We start from the raw sequence: 24116 nt of genomic DNA, 5'->3' as shown, positions 1-24116 counted from the left end.
CCTACTCATTGATAGACAACAAAGAGTATTAATGCTCACGCTCTTTGGGCTCATCCGGTTTACTACTATCAAGCTCGCTCAACAGTTTACTTTTGTCCTTGTAAGAGGCAAACTGCTCCTGGCACTTCTCATTGCAAAAATAAATGCCGCGGCCTTCATGATAAGTAAAATGCGTTTTATCTTTTAGCTCCATTTTGCAGACCGGGCATACCTTTTGGACACTTTCAAAAAGGATATTCTCCTCAGCAGCTTTCTTGAAGTACTTATCCGGATCGGCCTTAATGTTCTTTGTACACATGACGCAACAATGATACACGCGCTGGCCTTGAATGTCTGTGTAAACTCCGGGATTAATTTTTCCGCCCATGACCGGACAATGCGTTTGCTTCTTAAATTCTTTTTTCGCCGGCTCTTTTTCGGCTTCACCGGCGAAAGCTACAGACGCCATAAATAGCACGGCGATGATAAAAACTGAAATGGTTGTAAGAGTTTTCATAATGACTCCTATGGTTAATTGTGTTCTTCAAAAGTTAAGGGTTTACCCATCAACATTTCAATTTTGGAAATCTTGATGGCAAGGTCAGTTCTGGCCCGTTCATATACTTCCTGAAAATGAAGGAGTTGGCGTTGAGAATCGAGCAGGCTAACAATATCGATTTGACCGGCTTGAAAAGCGGCATAGCCGACATTCAAAGCCTCCTCCGCTCGAGGGATCAGACCATCTCTATATAAAACCAATTTTCTTTTTGCTTCGTCATATTCAAACAATATTTTTTCCACCCTGGCAATCAGGGTATTTCGGGCATTGGCAAGTTTGTTCTCTTCGGCCATAAGGCGGGCTCTGGATTGATTCTTAACGGCTTTATTTTTTCCGAACCAGATCGGGAGAGTCATGCCAACGTTCAACATCAATGGATCTTTGCCGCTTTCCGGCATTGACGGAATCAGGGCCGGTCCGGTCTCGATATAATCAACTCCAATTGTAAAGGCCGGCATCGATATTTTCCCGCTCAGTCGGACGGCCGCTTTTCCCTTTTGGACTCCATACGCTATGCTTTTAAGAGCCGGATTTCCATCAATAATGCGATCCAAAATAAACTGAATCTCGGTTGATATATCTTCAATATAAATCGTATCCGGAATTGATATCTCAGATATGTCGGATGAGTTCAGCAGCGCCGCCAGATTTGATTTAACAGGCGGGATCATTTTATCAATTCCGATTAACCGATCCTCCAATATGCCCAGTTCGATCTGGACTTTTATCAAATCATGATGTGAAACTTGTGCCGTCTTATATTTTGTTTGAGTGACCGATTCCCAGAATTTCAAAATTTCAAAATTGGCGAGCGTCAGCGATTTCAGTTTTCCGAGATAGTAGAGCTCATAATACACGGTTTTGATATCATGAGTAACCGATTGCTTTCTTGATTCGTAATTCATCTCGGATGCCAGCGCCTCGCTTCGAGCCACATCACTCTTAGTGCCCAAGGTTCCAAACCAGGGCAGCGATTGCCTCAGTCCGATTTTATATCTTTGCGGGCCGACCCGGGTTTCGACCCTCTCCATGAAATATCCAAACGAAAGAACCGGATCAGGCAAGGTTCCGGCAAATGAGGCTCTATCAATCGCGGCCCGCCAGTTATAGAATGATTCTTTTATGGAAGGGTTAATTCTCAATCCCAATTTGAGCAAATCGGGGAGGTTATTGCCTGTCCCATTTTTGTAAATCAAATCGCTCGAAAGTTGGTATACTGAATTTAGCGAATCCGCACTATTTTTTGAGCGTTCAAATTCATCCGCCGATACAGACGAAGGAATTACATAAAGTGCGAACACCAAAAGAAGGTGAGACACAAAGCCGGATATTTTTCTATTTAAATTCATCAAAATTCAATTCTCCTATTTCAACCATATCATATAGTATGCCAAAAATCTATGATTATTTATATCAACAACTTAAAAAAGGAAGCTCTCCAAGTTTTTATATTTTTGAATAAAATTGTTCAATGGTGAATAATATTCTTTAATTTTATTCAATTTTTGCGTATTATATATAATGAATTTAAAATACATGACGATAGTGATTTCTAAGACGCTGTAATGTATTGAGTTTGAGGTTTGGCGTAAAATATTGAAGAAGGCATTAAGATTGGAATGAAATTTGATAGAGGATGAATAATAATATGCAGTTTTTGGAGAATAATAATTTCAGGCTATCAATAATCGGCGGAGTTTCGGTTTTGACTCTGGGAATCCATTATGGTTGGGTTCTTGAGCCGATTTTTGGAGACGCTCATTGGATTCACGCGGTTCACGGCCGTTTCTGTTATATCCCCATAGTAATTGCCTCGGCCTGGTATGGTTTGAGAGGCGGCTTGTATACGGCGGCGTTAATTTCCCTTCTGATTTTGCCCTTAATATTGTCATCCGGCGTGGGACCGCATGATTTTGCCGCAGAAGTTGTGGAGATTGTTTTTTATTTTGGAATTGCACTTTTATCCGGCGGATTGACGGAACGCGAATTAAGTAGTCGGAAGAAACAAGAGGATATGCGCCTTCAACTGGAGAAATCAAAACAATTATCTCGGGTCGGCCAGATCGCGGCCGGAGTCGCTCATGAAATAAAAAATCCATTGGCTTCGATCAAGGGGGCGGTAGAAATTTTGGCCGATGAAAAGGCCGCTTCGGAAGAGAAGGAAGAATTTCGTCAGATATTATTCAGCGAGATAAAGCGAATGGATGGAACCATTACCGAATTTTTGGCTTTCGCGCGCCCGCCTCAACCGAAATTGGAAATGCTGAATTTGTCCGATACGATCCGGGCCAGCATCAGGCAATTGGAGACTCATGCATCTCGGGAGGGAATTAATCTATTTCAGGATATTCTGGATGAAATCTATATCAAGGGTGATCGGTTGAAGATGCATGAGATGGCTTTGAATATTCTGCTCAATGCCCTTCAGGTTTCCAAATCGGGTGAGACAATCAAAATTACTCTTGAGGAGATAAAGGGAAAATTCGCGCATCTGGTTTTTGAAGATAGCGGACCGGGAATCAATGAAGCCGATTTGGAAAATGTTTATGAACCGTTTTTCACGACCAAATCCAACGGCACCGGTTTGGGACTGGCGATCGTGAAATCGATAGTTGAGAGCCATGATGGACAAATAGATATTTTCAGCACTCCCGGCCGGGGGACCCGCGTGGAAATCACTCTGCCGCTTCTACAGGAAACGGGAATATGAGAATTTTGCTGGCCGATGACGATCATTCCGTGCGACGCGTAATTCAGTTTAAGTTGGAAAAGCGCGGATATACTGTGATGGCGGTAGAAAACGGGATAAAAGCTCTGGATGCTCTCAAGAGCCAACGTTTTGATTTGCTCTTATCTGATATCAGAATGCCCGGATTGGATGGAATGCAATTGATGGAGCAGGCAAAAAAAGTGATTCCCGATTTAAAAACAATCCTGATAACCGCGCACGGGGAGGTCTCTCAGGCGGTCCAGGCGGTCAAGAAGGGGGCTTTTGATTACCTAACCAAACCGTTTGAAGATGATGAATTATTTGTTACGATTGATAAGGCATTGGCATTCGAAAAGCTCGAACGGGAAAACCAAAATCTGAAGAATCAACTCGAAAACGCCCGCAAAGGTTCTGAGCCGGTGGGGATATCTAATGCGTTTCGCGAAATGATGTCGATGATTGAGAAGGTCGCGCCGTCAGATGCGACCATTTTGATTACCGGGGAATCGGGCACAGGAAAAGAGCTAATAGCTCGGACAATCCATGAAAAAAGCCTTAGGGCTGCAGGCGAATTTGTGGCAGTCAATTGCGCCGCTATTCCCAGGGATTTGCTCGAATCCGAGTTATTCGGCCATGTCAGGGGAGCGTTTACCGGAGCTATCAAAGATAAACGGGGCCGATTTGAACTGGCTGAAGGCGGGACGATTTTGTTGGACGAAATAGGCGATCTGGCCCTGGATCTTCAGGTTAAATTGCTTCGGGTTTTACAGGAAAGACAGATTGAACCGGTAGGTTCCGAGCATCGGAAGGATATAGATGTCAGAGTAATCGCTTCGACCAACGTCAATCTAAAGGAAAGAATATTCGCAGGAAGCTTCCGTGAAGATTTATTTTATCGATTGAATGTCATCCCGATAAAAGTCCCAAGCCTTCGCGAGAGAAAAGAAGATATTCCGCTATTAGCAGAAACCTTCCTGCGCCGTGCCGGAGGTAATAAAAATCTGTCTCTTTCGCCGGATTTAATTGAAGAATTGAAAGCATTTTCCTGGCCGGGAAACGTCCGCGAACTTGAAAACATTATCGAGCGGATGACAATCCTGCGAAGTTCCGATATTTTAATGCCGGAAGATTTACCTGATGACTTCAATGCTGAAGACACTAAAGCTACTAAGAAATATACCGAAGTCGGTGCGGAGCATATAACATTTCATGAAGCCGAGAAGAATCTTATAATCAACGCCCTAAATACATGCGGCTGGAATCGAACCAGGGCGGCGCAATATTTACACATCGCCCGGCACGTGCTGATATATCGAATGAAAAAATACGGGATCTCGTCGTCGAAGGCAAAATTAGATTGATTGAACTTCTGGGTCAAATTTCCCTCGATTAGTATCTTTTATAACAGATGTATTTAGTCTTGTTATACCGATTGATAATCATTAAATTAGGACATCATCTATCTTGAATAAGTATTTTTGTCATGCATAAGCAAGAAAAAAATCCAAAAGGCAAGATTCCGACTCCTGATGATTTGTTTTGTCACGATTTGCCAACTAACCCGCTGCCGTTTCTGGGACGGATTTTAGTAACCGGAGCTTCCGGGTATATAGGAGGGCGGTTAATACCCGAATTAATTGCTCGGGGATATCGGGTTCGGGCAATGGTAAGGGGAGCCTCCTCGGTTTACAGAAAGATGTGGCCGGAGGTTGAAGTTGTGGTTGCTGACGCATTACTGCCCCGTACGCTCGAAAAGGCTCTTGAGGGAGTTGATACCGCCTACTATTTAATCCATTCCCTGTATCTCGGTCCCAAAGAATTTGAGGCGGCGGATATCAAGGCTGCGGCAAATTTCCGTTTGGTAGCTGAAGAAAAAGGCATCAGAGGGATTATTTATCTGGGCGGACTGGGCGATATCAGTAGCCCTTTATCATCGCATTTGCGCAATCGGATGGAAGTAGCCGAAGAGTTGAAGCAAGGGACGGTTCCGGTTACAATCTTGCGAGCGGCAATTATAATCGGTTCGGGCAGCGCTTCTTATGAAATTATTGAGCATTTGATTCGCAGATTGGCGATTATGCCGGTACCGAGATGGGCGCAGAATAATTGTCAACCGATTTCAATCAGAGATGTCATTAAGTATTTGGTTGGTGTGCTGGAAATTCCCGAATCGGTCGGGCTGAGTTTTTCAATTGGGGGAAAAGAAATTCTGACTTATTTGGAAATGCTAAAAATTTTCTCGGAAATTTTGAATAAAAAGACAATCTACTTTAATTGCCCAATTTCTTCTATAAAGTTCTATGCCTATTTAGCCAGTCAGATTACGCCCGTACCCAATGCCATAACGCAATGTTTGATGGAAGGTTTGAAGGATAAGGTAATTTGCGAGGATATGGCCATTAAGTCGATTTTGCCTTTTGAGCCGGTATCGTATCGGCAGGCTTTATTAAACGCTATGACGAGAGAACAACAGGACCGGGTTTCGACTCGTTGGTCGGACGCTTTTCCACCTGCGCACGAGCTCGCCCTGAAGCTGCACGAGCTGAGAGGTCGGGAAAGATTTAAGGCGAAATTTGCCATTTTCAGTGAAAAGTCGGCTACTTCAATTTTCAAATCCATCTGCCGGATAGGAGGAAAAGAAGGATGGCTTTATAATACCTGGATGTGGCGTTTGAGAGGAGCTGTTGACAGGTTGTTTGCCGGCGTGGGAACATCAAGGGGTAGAAAGAGTTATGGGCACCTGCAAATAAATGACGTCATCGATTTTTGGCGGATTGAGGATATTAGGCCCAATAAAAGGTTGCTTTTACGCTCGGAAATGAAAACCTTACGCCGGGCGTGGCTTGAATTCTCAGTCAGGGAACGAGGCGGTCGGAGAAAAATTACTTTGAGGGCCTATTATGATCCCCTGACCATTATGGGCAGATTCTATTGGTACATGATATTGCCATTTCATAATTTGATTTTTAAGAATTTATTAAAAGAGATTGATAAAAAAAGCTAACCATTTCTTTTTTGACAAGAAATTTAAGACTAATTTTGGTGACTTTTCCGCAATTTTTGATTATTATCTTTTGATTTTATAAGGAAGGTAATAATGAATACCAAAAGAAGACGTCGTCGGACATTATTCAGACATCCGCTGGCCGCTCTCGGTGGCGCGTTGGTTACATCGGGCGGAGCGCTGTTTTTAATTTTACTTTTAATCGATTTTACGCAAGGAACAGAAAATCCTTACCGGTCGCTGGTGACATTCGTAATCGTCCCCGCCATCATGCTGATTGGATTCATCCTGTTCCTGATATCGATATGGCTTCAGGTTCGCATAGCCCGGAAAAAGGGTGAGAATGTAAAATTCAATTTATCAATCGACCCTTCTGATCCCGGCTATATGAAAAACCTGTGGTTGTTTCTGGGTATTTTTTCGACCTTAATTATTCTTTTGATCTATAGCGGAACAAGGGCATATGAAGCCACTGACTCGGTTGGGTTTTGCGGTGAGACCTGTCATGAAGTGATGGGGCCTCAAAACGTAACCTATCACAATTCGCCTCATGCCCGCGTCGCCTGTGTTGAATGCCATATTGGGCCGGGAGCGTCATTTTGGGTTAAGGCCAAATTTGATGGAATCCGGCAGTTATTTGCCACGGCCAATAATTCATATTCGCGCCCGATAGAAACTCCGGTCCATAATCTTCGCCCCGCTCAGGAAACCTGTGAAAGTTGTCATTGGCCGCAACAATTCTATGGCGAGAAAATGGTGACCCATACTTATTACAAGTCGGATGAAGAGAATTCTCCCTGGACTATTAAAATGTTGGTTAAGATTGGCGGTGGAAATCCCCGTACGGGAAAACTCGAAGGTATTCACTGGCATATGATTGGGTCCAATAAGGTTCAATATATCGCCACTGATGAAAAACGTAATGATATTCCGTGGATACGCCTGATTAAGGAAAATGGCGATACATTGACATATACCGATCCTGATGCGGAACCGATAGATATTGATGACCCCAATATCGAAATTCGCCATTTTGACTGCATGGATTGCCATAACCGCCCCAGCCATTTGTTCATGCCTCCTGCCAAGGCGATCAATCTGGCCCTTTCGGCGGATAGGATTTCTTCAGATTTGCCACATGTCAGGGCAGCAGGTCTGGAAATATTGGTAAAAGAATACATGGATATGAAAGAGGCGCGAACAGAAATTTTATCCGGATTGACTAAATATTATGAGGTTGAATATCCGGATATCGCCAAAACCATGAAGCCGGCAATATTTGAAGCTTCTAAGGCATTACTGGAAATTTACGAACAAAATTTCTTCCCCGAAATGAAAACCGACTACCGGGTTCGACACAACTATCTTAGCCATTTTGTAAATGATGGTTGTTTTCGCTGTCATGATCGGGTCAAGGAAAATGAGCGGGGCGAGAAACTATCATATGCCTGTAATACCTGTCATCTAATTGTTGCGCAAGGACCGTCGAGTAATTTGGATGAAATCGCAGGCAGTATTATTGGTCTCGATTTTGAGCACCCTGAGGACATAGATGAAGCCTGGAAAGAAATGTTGTGTACTGAATGTCATGATCATGAATCGGGATATTAGGTTTCATTCGGCATACATATATTGAAAATTATGTCACATATCGCGCTAATTGATATTACGGCTCTCTCTTAGCATTGAGTACATCTTGATTTACGCGACGGTTTGTTTTATCTTGGATACTACAATGACTAATTCTTTGCAGGGAGCCTAGATATGCCAAAATTCTTCCGTCAGGGCATTTCAAATCTTATTATCACGTTTTTCCTGATCTGTTGTGTAAATGCAACTTCGGCTCAGGATATTACGCTTTGGGGAAATTTGGAACCGGGGCCCCACGGCATCGGATTCAAATCCTTCGAACGATATGATTACTCGAGAGTTTACCGGGCGAGATTGGATTACTTCGGCAATCCGGTGGAAGGAGAAACCGCTCGTCCGATACAAATATGTGTTTGGTATCCGGCCAAAACTATGGAAAACTCTATTACGATGGTTTATGGAGAATACTCATATTCGTATCCTGAGAACGATGAGTTTATTAATCTTTTGACTCAATTGCATAATCGCGAAATAGGTTACATTGTCAACGCAACCCAACAACCGGCTGGTTTTGCGCTTGAAATTATGGGCAAAGATTTGAAGGCGGTCAGAGACGCTGATCCTGAAGAAGGTTCGTTTCCGCTGGTAATATACTGTCCCCGCTATGAATCGAGTTATTGCGAAAATGCTGTCTTGTGCGAGTACCTGGCCAGTCATGGTTTTATCGTTGCTACCACCCATCCTCTCGGGCAGATGTCGGCTACTCCCGAATATAATCAGATAGGACTCGAATCGACCGCGCGTGACGCGGAATTTGTACTTGGCTTCTTGCACGACTTTCCAAATGTCGACTATAATAAAATAGGGATTTTAGGTTCGGGCGCCGGAGGCGCTACGGCTGTTTTGGTAAAGCTGAGAAATCAAAACGTCAAAGCGACAGCCACGCTTGCGGGTTCGCTTACTTTTGGAATGCTTCAGGAATTGGTAAGGCAAAACCCTGCCTATTCCCCTGAGAGATTAAGCGGTCCGCTAATGAATTTATATCCTACCGGAGAACATGAGCCTGATTTTTCTTTGCTCGATTCTTTGATATTCGCGTCAAGATATTCTTTTGCTTTCCCGTCAAATTCTTATCAGGATTTCAACATGGGACGCTCAATATTAAGTATGTTGAGCGATAGCACGGAGCAAATGCATCGGCAAAGATTGGACGGATACAAAATGATCGCGGATCATGTCTATAGGTTTTTTGACGCTTTTTTAAATGATGATTCCGCGAGTATGGCTTTTATCGAGAATATGCCTTTACACAATGGCTATGATTTAGAATTTGTCAGGCGTGAATTTAGGGGAGCTGAGGATTTACCCCCCACACAGAATCAATTGATGGCTTTATTTACCACCGGTCAGATAGCGGCCGGTCTGGATTTATATGATAAATTCATTGCTTTGTATCCGGATATGTACAATATCCCCATGCAGAATTTTAATGTCCTTGGTTATCAACTATTGCAGCAAAATCGAATTGACGAGTCCTTGCGAGTTTTTAAGATAGTCGCGGATAATTATCCTAATGTCGCCAATTCATGGGATAGCTACGCGGATGCCTGCCTGGTTGCGGGCGATACGACTATGGCGATCCAGTGCTATAAAAATGTATTGGAGGCCTTACCTGACGATACGTCGGCCAACGAAGATTTTAGGCAACAGCTAAGAAACATAGCCGAGAATTTTTTGAGCCAAATAGAAGAAAACTAACATACATTTTGCATGCGGAGGCAACAGATGGATAAATCTAAATCGAATTTGTCGCGCAGGAAATTTTTATCAACAGCGGCTGCGGGATTGGCAACGACGGGACTGGCCGGACTGACCCCGCAATTATCTCTGGCCCAGGAGGGTGAACACACTGACCAAGCGACACAGCCAGAAATAATCTATAGAACTTTGGGTAAAACCGGAATGAAGGTTCCAATCGTCAGCATGGGGGCTGGTGGCGCTAATAATCCCGGAATTATTCAAGCCGCCTATGAAAAAGGAATTCGGCATTTCGACACAGCTGCTTCTTACCAGTATGGGCAAAATGAGCAAATGGTTGGACGAGTGGTCAACAAATTGAAGGTGCGGGATAAAGTCAATATCGGTACGAAAGTTTATACGCCCGGGCAAAGAGTAGAAGATCCCGCGGCGGTAAAAAAGAAGTTGATTGAATTATGCGAAGGAAGTCTGAAAAGACTTAAGACTGATTACGTTGACATCCTTTACATTCACAGCGTCGCTACTTTAGGCTTCGTAAACAATCCGGGTTTACAGGAGGGGTTTGCCGAATTAAAAGAGCAGAAAAAAATACTGGCCGCCGGAATTTCAACTCATAGTAATATGGCCGCGGTTATTAATGACACAGTCGAGGCCGGTTTTTATGATGTCATCCTGACGTCAATGAATATTTCTCTGGGCGATAACGCCGATTTAATGGCGGCCGTGAAAAACGCCGCCAATAAAGGCATCGGATTTGTTGCCATGAAAACCCAGGCGGGTGGTTCCCGGCTGTCAGCCGATCAAATTGCCGGCTACCCCAACAAGACTATACATAACGCTATGCTCCGCTGGGTTATGCGCATGCCTGAGATTAAGACCTCTATCCCCGGAATTGCCAACTATGATTTTCTAAATGATAATTTTGAAATCGCTTACAGTCTCGAATATACTCCCGAGGAAGAGAAACTGCTTTCGGATTCGACTATTCAGTTGGGTATGGGGTTCTGTCATCAATGCCGCCAATGTCTGGCTTCCTGCCCTCATAAGACTGATATCCCGACACTGATGCGCACGCATATGTACGCCGCCAGTTACGGCGATTTTTATAAAGCGCGACGGGTATTAAATAATATTCCTCGGGGAAGCAGTCTGGATGCATGTGGTTCGTGTGATCAGTGCACGGCCCAATGCGCCAATTCGGTTAGGATTAGAGACAATATCAGTGAGTTGAAGACTATCTACGGATAAATTTTATACTCGGAAATCTGTCAGGGCCACCCTCAAAGGGCGGCCCTTTTTTTATAGCTATTATTTATTTAAGGCAGTAAGCCAGGAATTTATAAATTCAGTTTGTTCCGGTTTGTAATCAATGGCGCCAACCAGATAATCTCCCATGATTCCCACGACAATATTTCCGTAAAATCCGTCTTCAAAAACAAAAGACCGATCCGGGGGGATATTAATAGTATCATCAACGGAAAATTCAGTTCCTGATGCCTCGATGGCACCTCGCCATTTTGCGAATTTATCCTCCGGATTGGTGGAAATAAAAATCTGTAATATATTGCCGTTCAAATCATAATTTTGAGTATAAACCCGGGTAAGAAAAGTATGCCCCATAAAAGATTCGATAATATATTTATCTGTACCGGGGACAATCATATCTGTAGGCAGATTCGAATACATGCTCGGTTTTTCAATTGTGCCGGGGATGGTTTTGGCAAAATAACCAGCCAGAGCATTTACTGCCGTTTTGGTATCATCGGATGCGTCGTATCCGATAACTCTAATCATATATTCACCCTTTACGAAATCGCGGCTTGATTCCGAACCGAAACCTTCCACTCCAAGCGATAAATACTCTTCTTCCTCGGGTCGCAAAACCGAATATAATCCGTAGGCTCCATTGCTCTCGGTGAATCGATATATATCGGCAATGATTTCAATCTGTTTATAGGTATAGGTCGCCGTGGCGACTTCGACAAAATCGTATTGATGATATATTTCCGCCCCGCCGTTGATATACTCATATAGAGAGTCACCAACAAAAAGGGAGGATTCGCCCGCACGAGTAATTTCAATCTCAGTTAATTTGTCAGGTAATAAATTAGTTGTTGAGATCGCTCCTGGTAGGTTTTCTTTTTCGCCGCAGGCGATTAGCGACACAATTATCACCAATCCCAGTCCCGCGAGTAATATTCGGTTAAACATATGTTCTCCTTTGGTGAAATAAATTTCAAGGAAATAAATTATAAGGATGATTTTGATAAGCGCAAGCTAAATGATGAAAAAATATCTATGTGTGGAATTTTGTGGCTCGTTTATTGGCCGCGCTGATTATTTTTTTTAATTCTTTTTCATCTCCGGAATTTATGAGGCGTTTGATTTTCATAAGCTCATATGAAAATCGGTCAATCGCCGTTATTACGCTTTCCCGATTCGACATAAACATGTCGAGAGAAAGTTCGGGAGATGATTGGGCGACGCGGGTCGCGCTTTTATAACTTCCCCCTATCATTTTTTTTAGATTTTTAGCATTGAGACTTTGATGTCCGATTAAATTGGTTAGAGAAATGGCCATAAGATAAGGCAGATGGCTAGTTAGAGAAATATTTCTATCATGCGTCTCCGCCTTTATCCCAAACGGTTCGGCCCCCAATTTTTTAATCAATAATTTAATAGCTTCGATCCACTCCTGTGAGGTCTTATTTTTTTCCGTCATCGCAAAAAAAGAATCTGCGAATAAATTTGGTTGTGCCGCCTGGATGCCCTGTCCTTCCGTACCTGCGATGGGATGGCAACTGATATAGTTTACCGACGGAGAGCAGGAATTTACGGTATTGAGGATTTCTGATTTTATCCCGGCCGTATCAATTATGCAGGCGTTTGATTTTACGGCCGGTAATATCAAGGGCAGTATCTTGATCGTTTGTCTGATGGGGGTGGCAAGAATGACCAGATCGGCTGTGGGAACGCTGTGAGTCAAATTGAGGGATATACTATTAACAGCACTGATATTTTTGGCCATTCTCGCGGTGTGGGAATTTATGTCATAGCCAATTACCTCGCGAACGATTTTTCGATTGATCAAATCCAGGCCCATAGATCCGCCAATCTGTCCAAGGCCAATGATTAAGACTTTTAAATGTTTCAATCGTATCATATATCTCGGCCCATGGCTTGAGCCATTGGTTTTAATTCGTCCATCAATGCTTCAAATTCCTCAGGATGGAGACTCTGGGGGCCATCGGATAAGGCATCTTCGGGATGGGGATGAACTTCTACAATTAAACCATCGGCCCCGGCGGCGATACCGCATTTGGAAATAGGCGAGACCAATGAGCGTTTTCCGGTGGAATGACTGGGATCGATAATTACGGGCAGATGACTCAGTTCCTTGACTATCGGGACGGCGGATATATCCAGGGTGTTGCGCGTATATGTTTCAAAGGTGCGGATTCCTCGTTCGCACAGGATGACATGGGGATTTCCGTTAGACAGGATATATTCGGCCGACATCAACCATTCTTCAATAGTTGACATTAATCCTCGTTTGAGCAACACCGGTCGAGCGGCTTTACCGACCGCTTCAAGAAGCGCGAAATTCTGCATGTTGCGTGCGCCGATTTGAAGTATGTCAGTGTATTTTCCAACCAGGTCAACGTACTGAGGCGAGATTACTTCAGTCACCATTGCCAGGCCATGTGCGTCGGCGGCCTCGCGCATAATCTTTAATCCCTCTTCACCCAGACCCTGAAAACTATAAGGCGAGGTCCTCGGTTTAAATGCTCCACCACGCAGTATTTTCGCTCCTGCCTTGGCGACGACTTCAGCGGTTTCCATTATCTGATCCCGATTTTCGACGGCACAGGGTCCGGCCATCATGACCAGCTCACGACCGCCAATCTTTATGCCGTTCATGGATACAACCGTTGATTCTTTTTTGAATTCGCGGGCAGCCAGCTTGAACGGTTTCAGGATGGGCACGACATTTTCAACCCCGGGGAGCGCCAGTAGAATTTCAGGGTCGACTTTTTTGCCGTTGCCGACCATGCCTATGATAGTTTTCTTCTCACCGGAAGATAAATGGGGCTTAAATCCCAGTTCCTGAATTTTCTTCAAAACCGCGCCGGTGTGTTTCGCGGTGGCCGTTGCTTTCATTACTACAATCATCATTCACTTTCTCCTTCATTCAGATCAGGTCTGAGGTGTTTGGTTTTGCCCAGATATTGATGTTTTATCTGATTTTGTGATTTATCCGTATTGACGTGCATTAAAATTCTAATCAGGCCTGGCATACCCTTATCCACATGCATTTCGCGAGCGCATAATAAAGGGACCATGCGCATATTCATGTTGCGGACAGCGTAAGCCGGAAATTCCGCGTTTAAATCATCGGTAACGGTAAAAAAGATGCTGGCGATATCGTCAGTCTGGATTTGATTGGATTCAATTATTTTTCGCAGTAATATTGTCGTTGCCTCAAGAATATCTTTTTCAGTGTTTTTCGGGATGCTTATCGCTCCGCGGATGCCTCTAACCTTTGACATAGTCTATTCCTTTTCGTAGTTGCCTGATAAATTTTCCGGTTTCATCGACAGCTTGCGCCGGATTGGCCGAATTTCTGATTATATCAATAATGGCGCTTCCGACAATGACGCCATCGGCGACCCGCGAGACCGTCGCGGCCTGATTCTTATGGGATATTCCAAATCCGGAGCAGACCGGGATATCACTCTGTTTTTTTATTTTTTTGATCCATTGCACAAGATCCGCAGGCAATTTATCTCGAGCTCCGGTTACTCCCGCGATCGTCACCAAATAAACAAATCCCCGGCTTCTTCGGAGAATCAATTTGGTACGCTTCGCGTTTGACGTAGGAGCCAGAAGATATATCAGATCGATATTATTTTGCCGGCACTGATACTCAAGGTCTCCGGATTCTTCCGGAATTATATCAGGGATAATCAATCCTTTTATTCCGATAGAGGAAGCGCGAGATATAAATTTATCGACACCATAATGGTAAATGGGGTTGAAATAACTCATCATTATTAAAGGCAATCTGAAGCTGCCGTTCAACTGAGACAGACGACGGAAAATTGAGACGACATTAATTCCCTGCTGAAGTGCCCGGTGCGATGAATATTGAATTGTTTTGCCGTCGGCCAGCGGGTCAGAAAATGGTATGCCGATCTCGACCATGTCGGCTCCCGACGATTGAAATTCAAATAACAACTTGAGAAATGTTCTCTCGTCCGGATAACCGGCGGTTAAAAAGGGCATCAGAGCCTTCCGGCTGTACCGCCGGCAATTAGCAAAAGTTTCCGTTAGAGACTTCATTAAATTCTCTTTCCAATGCAAAAGGTCTCAAATTACGTTTTATTGAGGATGCCCTGTCTCGAAGCAGATTTATAACATCTTGATTGGCCAGGTCTTTATCGCCCCGGCCGGAGAGATTGATAATCAGGATATCGTTCTTGCTCAATTTGGGAGCGAGCTTTTTGGCGTAGGCCAAAGCAAAAGATGATTCCAGAGCTGGGATAATACCCTCGGTAACAGATAATTCCTTAAATGCTTCCAATGCCCGCGCGTCGGTAACAGCCTCGTAGGATACGCGGCCCGAATCTTTCATCTGGCTATGTTCCGGACCGACACCGGGATAGTCCAGCCCTGCGGCAATAGAATGAGTCGGCATAACCTGACCATCTTTATCCTGCAACAGATAACTAAAACCTCCATGGAGAATTCCGGGTTTGCCCTTCTTTAATGTTGCCGCGTGAAGATGAGTAGATAATCCGTTTCCGGCCGACTCGATACCAAATAGATTGACCTCTTTGTCCTTTACAAATTCATGAAACATTCCGATGGCGTTGCTGCCGCCGCCGACGCAGGCGACGATCGCGTCGGGAAGACGGCCCGCGATTTTCTTGATTTGCTTTTTCGTTTCCTTCCCGATAACCGATTGAAAATCACGAACCATTAACGGATAGGGATGAGGACCGACGGTTGAACCTATTATATAATGTGTCGATGAGACATTGGTTACCCAATCGCGGATGGCTTCATTGGTGGCGTCTTTCAGCGTCCGGCTCCCGGAATCTACCGGAATAACTTTCGCCCCGAGGAGTTTAATTCGATCAACATTGGGAGCCTGGCGTTCCATGTCCTGGCGCCCCATATAAACAGTACAATCCATTCCGAACAGGCAACAAACGGTGGCAACCGCGACGCCATGCTGCCCGGCGCCGGTTTCGGCGATTATACGCTTTTTTCCCATCCTTTTTGCGAGAAGACCCTGACCGAGACAATTGTTTATTTTATGGGCGCCGGTATGCGTCAAATCCTCTCTCTTGAGGTAAATCTTCGCGCCTTTCCATTTGCGAGTAATTCTTTCGGCGAAATACAGCGGCGTCGGCCGACCGGCATAATTGTTGAGTAGATTATTGAGTTCGTTTTTAAATTCGGGATCGCGTCGGGCAAGATGATACTCTTCTTCCAATTGCATCAACGCCGCCATCAATGTCTCGGGAACATATCGTCCGCCAAAACGACCGAAATATCCTAATTTGTTCGGTTGTCCCATGATCGTACCTCATTTATGAATTTCTTTATTTTTTCGTGATTTTTTTTCCCCGGTTTATCTTCGACTCCACCGCAAACATCGACAGCATACGGTTGAACTGTTTCCAATGCCTGGCTTATGTTTTCGGGATTTAATCCTCCGGATAAAATTACCCGGCCGTAACGCGAAGCTTCTTTAGCGATATTCCAATCAAACTGTTTTCCCGTTCCGCCCATTTTCCCGGGTTGGTAGGTATCGAGATGAAAATATGATAGATTGCTGGTTTGAATTATATCAAGGTCTCGTTCATCGCAAATTCTGAATGTTTTGATGAAGGGGATTGGTAATTGTTTTAGATCATCAAAATTTATATCTCCATGAATCTGCACAGCATCAAGACGGCAATCTATAATTGTCTCAGCAATGACTCCAATCGGCTCATCTACGAAAACTCCAATCTTATTGACGAAGGGAGAAAGAGCTTGAGTAATTTCCTTTGCTGCTTTCTGACTTATCCTTCGGGGGCTTTCGGCAAATATAAAACCAAGAGCATCGGCGCCGGACACAACCGCAAACGCGGCATCATCATAATTTGTAATTCCGCAAATTTTTATTCTTGTCATTCCGACTCTCCCAGGAGTTCACGGATTTTGCCAAATGGATCTTCACTGGTAACTATGCCTTCGCCGATTAAAACCGCATCAACGCCACATTCCTGGACCCTGAGCATATCATCACGGGTTTTAATCCCGCTCTCGCTGATGCAAATGGCATTGCATGGGATTAAAGGATATAGGTTTTCAACGGTATTAAGGCTGACCTGAAAAGTTTTGAGATTGCGATTGTTAATCCCGATAATTTCCGGTTTGAGGCGCCAGGCGCGGTCGAGTTCTTCTTTGGAGTGAATTTCAATTATGGTTTCCAGCCCGATTTCACGGGCCAGGGCATGCAAATCATAAAGCTGATTATCGCTCAGAATGGCCGCGATGAGAAGCACGGCATCGGCTCCTATCGCGCGACTTTCCCAGATTTGTGATTCCTCGATAATAAAATCTTTTCTCAGAATCGGCAGCGATGTATTTTCTCTGGCCATTTTCAAATCATCGATGGAACCTGAGAAAAACTGATCTTCGGTTAAAATTGATACAGCCGACGCTCCCGCTTCTTCGTAAAGCCTGACAAACCGGTCCACCTCAATAGTATTGTTTAATATTCCTCGCGACGGCGACCTTCTTTTTATCTCAGCTATCAGCGCAAGTTTGTTGTCTTTTGTGAGATTTGTCCGCAAGCCTCTGGCAGGGCGCATATTCCGCACGGATTTGGCCATATCATCAATGGTTGAACGACTGTTAAGCTGATCCAGCCAGTCTTTCTTATGTTTGATAATTTGCTCAAGCATCGCCAAAGCTCCTGCTGAATTCTATAAAGTCATTCAGTTTCCTCAGGGCCTGTCGGGAATCGATACATTCCTCGGCCATTTTGATGCCCTCTTTTAAATTGACTGACTTTTCGGCGATAGTCAGGGCTGCGGCCGCGTTGAGCAAAACAGTGTCCCGCCGGGGGCTTTTTTCGCCCTTTAATATTGAAATGGTAATACCGGCATTTTCCCTTGCGTCACCTCCGGCAAGTTCCTTCATGTCGCACGAGGCAAATCCCAGGGCTTGAGGATTCAACTGATAATGATCGCATGTGCCGTTTTGGGCCACACTGACTTCATTGAGCCCGGCAGTGGTTAATTCATCAATGTGACACTGGCTATACACGACCATGGTGGACTTAATCCCGATCGCGCGAGCGACCTGAGCGATTTTATCGGTATAGGCTCCGTCAAAAACGCCAATTAATTGATGAGTCGCGAAAGCGGGATTAGTCAGGGGGCCCAATAGGTTAAAAACTGTCCTGAATCCGAGTTCTTTTCTTATGGGAACGACTGCTTTCATGGCCGGATGCAGCGCCGGAGCGAAAAGAAAACCGATTCCAATCTCATCGATGCTTTGCCCGGATTGCTCGGGACTTAAATCAAGATTGGCTCCCAATTCCTGCAACAGGTCGGCGCTTCCGCATTGACTGGAGACTGATCGGTTGCCGTGTTTGCCGACCGGAATTCCGCAAGCGGCGATGACAAAAGAAGCCGTCGTGGAAATATTAAACGTCCCCGCTCCATCGCCGCCGGTACCGCAATTGTCGAAAATCATTTCCTGCTTATGAGGAATGCGCCGTGCTCTCTCCCGCATCACCTGCGCCGCCCCTAAAATTTCGTCAACGGTTTCTCCTTTGCATCGCAAGGCCGTCAAAAACGCGGCCGTGTGAGGCGGAGAAGCCTCTCCGGACATGATTTGATTTATTACTCCCCGGCTTTCGTCGATAGATAAGTCCTGATCTTCTATGACTTTTTTGATCGCTTCCTTAATCATGATTACCTCGCGCTGAGAAAATTTGATATCAGGTTTTTACCGTGAGTGGTAAGAATCGATTCCGGATGAAATTGTACACCCACCACAGGCTTATCTAAAAGACGAACGGCCATAATCTCACCATCATCGGTATGAGCAGTGACGTGTAAACAGTCGGGCAGAGACTCCTCACGGACAATCAATGAATGATACCGGGTTGCCTCAAAAGGAGATGGAACTCCCAGGAACAGTCCATCGCCGGTGTGATAAACATTGGATATTTTACCATGCATTAGAATTTCGGCGTTATCAATATTTCCCCCGAACGCCTCCGCGAGACATTGATGCCCGAGGCAAACTCCGAGGATGGGAATTTTATCCGAGAAGTACTTTATCATCTCAAGGGAAATTCCGGCATCCCGGGGTCGTCCCGGTCCCGGGGATATAACCAGGTGGGTCGGATTGAGATTGATTGCCTGCTCCAGGGTGATTTCATTATTGCGGGCAACATGACATTCCTTGCCTAATTCCCCGATATACTGCACCAGGTTGTAGGTGAATGAATCGTAATTGTCGATAATCAAAATCATCAGATACCTCCTTCCGCGTTTTCAATCGCTTTTTGGAGGGCGGCGATTTTGTTTTTGGTCTCCAGATACTCCATTTCCGGAATTGAATCGGCAACGATTCCGGCGCCGGCCTGGAGGTAATATTTTTTGTCTTTCATCAGAATTGTCCTGATATTAATGCACCAATCCATATCGCCCGAGAGGCTAAAATATCCTACCGCGCCGGCATATGGACCGCGCCGGGTGGTTTCAATATTCTCGATTAATTCCATCGATTTGATTTTGGGCGCGCCGGTCACGGTTCCGGCAGGGAAGGCGGCTTTGAAGAGATCAAATTGATCCATATCCTCCTTCAATTTCCCGGTAACATTGGAGGTCATGTGCATGACATGCGAATAACGTTCGATATTCATAAATTCGGTGACATTGACCGAACCGATGCGACAGCAACGTCCCAAATCATTACGCCCCAGATCAACCAGCATAACATGTTCGGCGCGTTCCTTGGCATCATTAAATAATTCAACCGCCATTTTATCATCCTCTTCGGGAGTATTTCCACGGGGGCGAGTACCGGCGATGGGACGTACCGTCGCGATATCATTTTCCAGTCTGACTAAAGCCTCGGGAGAAGAACCGATCAGTTTGATATCATCAAAATCCAAAAAGTACATATAGGGCGAGGGATTAAGCATTCGCAGCGCCCGGTAAATCATAAACGGATCGGCCTCAGTTTCGCCTTCCAATCTCTGGGAAATAACCTGTTGATAAACATCCCCGGCTATAATATGTTTTTGCACTTCGGTGACTGCCCGGCAAAAATCATCTTGCGTAAAATTCGAGGCAGGTTTTTTGCTCGAGGTAATATTTCCATTGCCGGATGGATGAATCAAAGGAGAACGCAGGGTATTGATAACGCTATCGATCTTTTTCGCGGCGGCAGAATCTTTATCCCCCGTCGTCAGACTCAGGACTTTTATGTTTCTCCGGACATGATCGAAAACCAGGAGAGTATCTATTAGGTACAGCATTGCCGGAGGCAGATGGAGGGTGTCGCCGGAGTAATTGGGAATGTTTTCAAAAAAGCGAATGAAATCATAGCTGATAAACCCAACCGCTCCCCCGAGCAAGGGAGGACGGTCGTCAATCTCTTCTACCGAAAAGCGATTGAGAATTGAACGCAGTCCACTTAAGGGAGCATCAGGCTCGGTATATAATAATGATTCGCTTTTGGTTCCGTTTTGAAGGGAAATACGATTATCATAAACGGTAATTCTTGATTCCGGCTTCATCCCGATAAAGGAGTAACGGCCAAGTCTGGTTGCGCTCTCAACGCTCTCCAAAAGAATTTTCGCTCCAATGGTTTGGAGCTTTAGAAACGCCGAGACGGGCGTTTCCAGATCGGCCGGCATTTCTCGCGACAAAATTTTCAATTTCGTGTGTTCAACCATTTTTCCAATCCTTACACAAAAAAAGCCCGCTATCATCGGCTGATAGCGGGCTGGAATGCTTTTTCTAATTAGCTATTCGCTTCCACTATCAGGCAAAGTGGTATACCACCACCAGTAATAGCTGTAGGAATAGCCAAAACAGAAGGTATCCTGATTGATAACTTCGTTTGATATGTTATTCTTGTCTGTCAATTGCTTCATTTTTCTGCCCTAAAAAGAAACCCACCATCGTTTTGATAGTGGGCTCGCCTTGTTTCTTCTTTTGGGGGGAATCTAAAACAACAACGAATCCACTATCGGCCGGTGGTATAATGCCACCACCAATAGCGACCGAAGTAAAAACCGTATGAAGTCGAATATTTCGAGATCTGATTCATTGTTCTCACAAACTCCTTGCACTTATTATATCAGAGATAAAGAATTTGTCAAGGAAAATTTTGTAACTTGTTGTAAATCAATAAATAAATTTTCAGGATTAATTTTGCCGTGCTTTTGGTGTTCAATTCCTGAACAGACAGGTCAAGGTCAGAGTAATTTTTACTTTTCTGCATCCTTTTCTTCACATGGAATATCTTCCTGGTAAATTCTTACGCCAAACGTACGGCAAATTACCGGATGTTCCATTGAAGCTAATTCTACAAACTTAGCGGTTATTTCCTGAGATATACTTTCTTGCTCGAAAAGGCTGTTTACCAGCCAAGTCAGATAAAGCTCGACAAAATCTTCACGAACGGTACTGTTATTCAAAGCTTCCAGGGCGACATCGACAGAAGCAATCCAAATTGCTTTCAATTCCGGCTTTTCATTATTTCTAAAATCTCCCAACGCGCGGGCAGCATGAATTCGGATGGCCCAAAATTTATGGTTCAGAGCCGGGAGAATAAATTTGGCCAGTCTTTCATCGCCCTTTTTGGCCAACGCGCTGGCGGCGTCCAATAAGGCATTGGCAGTATCGACGTAGGGAGATTCCCAGTTAATATCTATATTTTCCCATTTTTGCAGCCATTCAATTCCGTCGCTACGATCAAATTGCGATAGAAGTTTGGCGGTCTCGAGTTGAACCTTAATTGAACTGGACTTTAATAATGAAGGAATCATATCCAAAAATGCAGAATCGTTGTTTTCCTGAAGCCACATTAAAGAATAAATTTGAGCCCATGCATCTCCGCTATTAAATGCCCTGGTCAGACTTTCTTGAGTAGGTTCATAACCCATTTGCAGCAGATAATCTTCAATACTTGGCCGCCGAGGAACATCTGCGTATGTGGGAATCACTATAAAAATTAAATATAGGGTGATTATAGAAACCACCCTATACGATTTAGAAAACTTCGCATTAAGCCGGAATATTATATTCTCTTTCCTTAACATCCCGGAAATGCCGCCTTAAGAGCCGCTATCAAAGCATTATGATTTACCTTATGTGCGGGATAAGCTCCGCTGGTATCCGGAGGGCCATGATTAGGCGTATTGGCCCATGCGGCGGCATCAGCGGCCTTTACCAGAGCGTCAGCGGCGGCTTTCATTTTGGCAACGGCTTCCGCTGGGGTATCAACCTCCGGTATAATGCATGCGGTGGTCAGGGTCTCAATTTTGGGTTCATCCGCTATCCATTGTGCGTCAAAAGCCGCTTTCCATTCAGCCTGATGCACTTGTTCATGAGCCAGGGTTGCACTAGTCGAAGTATAGGTGGCTCTTGTAGGGCGACCGGTAGGAGCAGGGGCTCCCGTAAATGCTAAATCGGCCACGACTAATTTGCATGTCGCCAGATTCGGAACAGCACCAACACCGGTTATATCGGTCTTCCCCTGAGTACAGACCGAAATAGAGTAATTTGATAGACATTTTTTAACTCGCATCTCCCAATTATCTCCGTCAAGACAGCAAGCGTCATATTCAGCTGTTACCGGATGTCCTTCCCATAGTCCGAAATCACCGCCGCAATTTGCGACTTTGCTGGGTATTTTCGTGTAAGTAACAGGTACGGCCGGGTTGGGTGAACAGGCTGGGGCATTACAACAAACCGGAGTTTCATCTGTACATGGCGCAGTGCCGCCTTTAAAAACATAATTAATGACATACACGGCATCACCGACATTAACGAAACCATCATCATTGGCATCACCGGCATATAACGGCTCGGGTGGCGGGCCACCTTTGAAGACATGATTTATAATAAAAACGGCATCGCCGACATTTGTAGTGCCATCTCCATTGGCATCTCCGCAAACTACGGCTTCAGTCAGATTTATTAATATTCCGCAGTCAGTGCTTTGCCCAAAAATATCCTGAACCGTTACCATAACTTCATACATACCCAAATCTGACGGCGCTGTGTACCAATCGTAAACTCCCGTAACAGAGTCAATGTCTCCGGGGCCGACTACTGTATAGATGACATTATCACAACGTTCCGGACCGATAGCCGTAAATATATGCAGTATATGATCGCCGGCCTCGGCCTCAATACTTATATCGCAATTACTTATCATATCGGGGGGGTAATTATCTATGATAACTTCGGTAATTAGTTCTTCCGAGCATCCGGTCGGATCACATACCTGGTAGGTTATATAGTGAGTCCCGATATCTTCAGGTCCGGGTTCCCATATCCATTCACCGGTAGAATCAATCATCGTTCCCGGTCCGGAGATTAGTTCAAAATATATCTCGTCTCCCTCCGGGTCTTCACCAAAATAATCATAATACATATTGGAACAAAAACTACGTTGTAATAACTCTGGGTGATTGGTAACATAAGGCACCTCGTTCGTATCGGGGCAACAATAATTGATAACAATACAAAAGTTTACATCGTTTGCCCAATCACCCAACATTGTGCCCCATACATTATTCCAATATTCATATGAGCGCCCAGTTCCGCAGGAACCGTCGTCTGACGTTATTGATATCGTGTCATTTACCTGATCAACGACTGTATATCCGACGTGGAAATCTCCGGAAATAATTATTGGCTCGGATGGAGTAATCGTTGTCCAATTTGGAAACCAAATAATATCAGATCCCGGAACATGAATAATATCAATTGTGTCTCCCGGAAATCCGTATTCATCGTTATCCCAAATTAGCACATTAATTCCGTTTACGGAATCATTAGTACTGCCGTATTCATAAAACTTCATATGAATCGAGACAAGAGTGCAAACATCAGGCGCAGTAAACCGCATATTAAAAAAATCGTCGCCGTACGCATTGGGAATAGGCCAGTAATAATACATATTGCAATAATATGCCTGATACTCACAATAAGACATATTATCCGGTGATAAAGATTTTTCCCCCGGTAACAAATCCTCTCCCATTAATCTCTTCTCGTTATCGATTAATCGAGGGATTTTCCCTATGATAGTATTTGCCGTCGGAACATTTTCGGTGCTTACATCAGGCACCAATAACAGCATCAAAATACCGCAACATATAACTGTCATCGTAATAATAAATACATTAGCCTTGTCTTTCATATAACCTCCCCGAAATTTAAATAAACCCATAGCGATAAAATATCCCAAATTCGCAA

At 44.5% G+C, this 24116-nt stretch carries 22 protein-coding genes; 6 read left to right on the top strand and 16 right to left on the bottom strand.

Annotated features, from left to right (window positions below; translation table 11 throughout):
• Positions 1 to 28 precede the first annotated feature (28 nt).
• Both V3V99_14105 and V3V99_14100 read right to left on the bottom strand, forming a co-directional pair.
• Positions 29 to 496, bottom strand: coding sequence for a hypothetical protein (locus V3V99_14105; GenBank protein MEE9443792.1), 468 nt, complete (start codon positions 494 to 496; stop codon positions 29 to 31).
• A gap of 14 nt (positions 497 to 510) precedes the next feature.
• Positions 511 to 1887, bottom strand: coding sequence for a TolC family protein (locus tag V3V99_14100; GenBank protein ID MEE9443791.1), 1377 nt, complete (start codon positions 1885 to 1887; stop codon positions 511 to 513).
• A gap of 287 nt (positions 1888 to 2174) precedes the next feature.
• Between V3V99_14100 and V3V99_14095 the strand changes: the two genes are divergently transcribed.
• From V3V99_14095 to V3V99_14070, 6 genes are all read left to right on the top strand, one after another.
• Positions 2175 to 3248 (top strand): ATP-binding protein, encoded by a 1074-nt coding sequence (locus tag V3V99_14095; protein ID MEE9443790.1) that lies wholly within the window; start codon positions 2175 to 2177, stop codon positions 3246 to 3248.
• Positions 3245 to 4609 (top strand): sigma-54 dependent transcriptional regulator, encoded by a 1365-nt coding sequence (locus tag V3V99_14090; GenBank protein MEE9443789.1) that lies wholly within the window; start codon positions 3245 to 3247, stop codon positions 4607 to 4609. The genes V3V99_14095 and V3V99_14090 overlap by 4 nt, the downstream gene beginning before the upstream one ends.
• 122 nt (positions 4610 to 4731) lie before the next feature.
• A complete protein-coding gene (locus tag V3V99_14085) occupies positions 4732 to 6252 on the top strand; it encodes an SDR family oxidoreductase (protein ID MEE9443788.1) in 1521 nt (506 codons plus the stop codon).
• Between the two features lie 93 nt (positions 6253 to 6345).
• Complete coding sequence (locus V3V99_14080) at positions 6346 to 7863, top strand: NapC/NirT family cytochrome c (GenBank protein ID MEE9443787.1); 1518 nt, start codon at positions 6346 to 6348, stop codon at positions 7861 to 7863.
• A gap of 153 nt (positions 7864 to 8016) precedes the next feature.
• Complete coding sequence (locus V3V99_14075; GenBank protein ID MEE9443786.1) at positions 8017 to 9600, top strand: hypothetical protein; 1584 nt, start codon at positions 8017 to 8019, stop codon at positions 9598 to 9600.
• A 27-nt stretch (positions 9601 to 9627) separates the two neighbouring features.
• Positions 9628 to 10848 carry an aldo/keto reductase gene (locus V3V99_14070; GenBank protein ID MEE9443785.1) on the top strand — a complete coding sequence of 407 codons (1221 nt, stop codon included), beginning with the start codon at positions 9628 to 9630 and terminating at the stop codon, positions 10846 to 10848.
• A 60-nt stretch (positions 10849 to 10908) separates the two neighbouring features.
• Here the strand turns inward: V3V99_14070 and V3V99_14065 are convergent, their stop codons facing one another.
• From V3V99_14065 to V3V99_14000, 14 genes are all read right to left on the bottom strand, one after another.
• Positions 10909 to 11811 (bottom strand): DUF6599 family protein, encoded by a 903-nt coding sequence (locus V3V99_14065; GenBank protein MEE9443784.1) that lies wholly within the window; start codon positions 11809 to 11811, stop codon positions 10909 to 10911.
• 85 nt (positions 11812 to 11896) lie between these two features.
• Complete coding sequence (locus V3V99_14060; GenBank protein ID MEE9443783.1) at positions 11897 to 12763, bottom strand: prephenate dehydrogenase; 867 nt, start codon at positions 12761 to 12763, stop codon at positions 11897 to 11899.
• On the bottom strand, positions 12760 to 13773 hold the full coding sequence (gene aroF, locus V3V99_14055; protein MEE9443782.1) for a 3-deoxy-7-phosphoheptulonate synthase: 1014 nt from the start codon (positions 13771 to 13773) through the stop codon (positions 12760 to 12762). Before aroF ends, V3V99_14060 begins: the two co-directional genes overlap by 4 nt.
• On the bottom strand, positions 13773 to 14150 hold the full coding sequence (aroH, locus tag V3V99_14050; protein ID MEE9443781.1) for a chorismate mutase: 378 nt from the start codon (positions 14148 to 14150) through the stop codon (positions 13773 to 13775). Before aroH ends, aroF begins: the two co-directional genes overlap by 1 nt.
• Positions 14137 to 14943, bottom strand: a complete 807-nt coding sequence (trpA, locus tag V3V99_14045; GenBank protein MEE9443780.1) for a tryptophan synthase subunit alpha — start codon at positions 14941 to 14943, stop codon at positions 14137 to 14139. Before trpA ends, aroH begins: the two co-directional genes overlap by 14 nt.
• Positions 14915 to 16186 carry a tryptophan synthase subunit beta gene (gene trpB / locus V3V99_14040; GenBank protein ID MEE9443779.1) on the bottom strand — a complete coding sequence of 424 codons (1272 nt, stop codon included), beginning with the start codon at positions 16184 to 16186 and terminating at the stop codon, positions 14915 to 14917. Before trpB ends, trpA begins: the two co-directional genes overlap by 29 nt.
• Positions 16165 to 16788, bottom strand: coding sequence for a phosphoribosylanthranilate isomerase (locus V3V99_14035; protein MEE9443778.1), 624 nt, complete (start codon positions 16786 to 16788; stop codon positions 16165 to 16167). The genes trpB and V3V99_14035 overlap by 22 nt, the downstream gene beginning before the upstream one ends.
• On the bottom strand, positions 16785 to 17564 hold the full coding sequence (gene trpC / locus V3V99_14030; GenBank protein MEE9443777.1) for an indole-3-glycerol phosphate synthase TrpC: 780 nt from the start codon (positions 17562 to 17564) through the stop codon (positions 16785 to 16787). Before trpC ends, V3V99_14035 begins: the two co-directional genes overlap by 4 nt.
• Positions 17557 to 18579 (bottom strand): anthranilate phosphoribosyltransferase, encoded by a 1023-nt coding sequence (gene trpD / locus V3V99_14025; protein MEE9443776.1) that lies wholly within the window; start codon positions 18577 to 18579, stop codon positions 17557 to 17559. The genes trpC and trpD overlap by 8 nt, the downstream gene beginning before the upstream one ends.
• A gap of 2 nt (positions 18580 to 18581) precedes the next feature.
• Entirely contained in the window at positions 18582 to 19148 is a 567-nt protein-coding gene (locus V3V99_14020; protein MEE9443775.1) for an aminodeoxychorismate/anthranilate synthase component II, read from the bottom strand.
• Entirely contained in the window at positions 19148 to 20578 is a 1431-nt protein-coding gene (gene trpE, locus V3V99_14015; protein ID MEE9443774.1) for an anthranilate synthase component I, read from the bottom strand. The genes V3V99_14020 and trpE overlap by 1 nt, the downstream gene beginning before the upstream one ends.
• A 72-nt stretch (positions 20579 to 20650) precedes the next feature.
• Positions 20651 to 20779 carry a hypothetical protein gene (locus tag V3V99_14010; GenBank protein MEE9443773.1) on the bottom strand — a complete coding sequence of 43 codons (129 nt, stop codon included), beginning with the start codon at positions 20777 to 20779 and terminating at the stop codon, positions 20651 to 20653.
• A gap of 336 nt (positions 20780 to 21115) precedes the next feature.
• Complete coding sequence (locus tag V3V99_14005; GenBank protein MEE9443772.1) at positions 21116 to 21793, bottom strand: HEAT repeat domain-containing protein; 678 nt, start codon at positions 21791 to 21793, stop codon at positions 21116 to 21118.
• A 149-nt stretch (positions 21794 to 21942) separates the two neighbouring features.
• A complete protein-coding gene (locus V3V99_14000; protein MEE9443771.1) occupies positions 21943 to 24060 on the bottom strand; it encodes a dockerin type I repeat-containing protein in 2118 nt (705 codons plus the stop codon).
• Positions 24061 to 24116 lie beyond the last annotated feature (56 nt).

Source organism: Candidatus Zixiibacteriota bacterium, from assembly GCA_036480375.1.
Taxonomy (GTDB): domain Bacteria; phylum Zixibacteria; class MSB-5A5; order GN15; family JAAZOE01; genus JAZGGI01.
The sequence above is the reverse complement of the archived record's forward strand: the minus strand, read 5'-3'. Positions and strand labels throughout refer to the sequence as shown.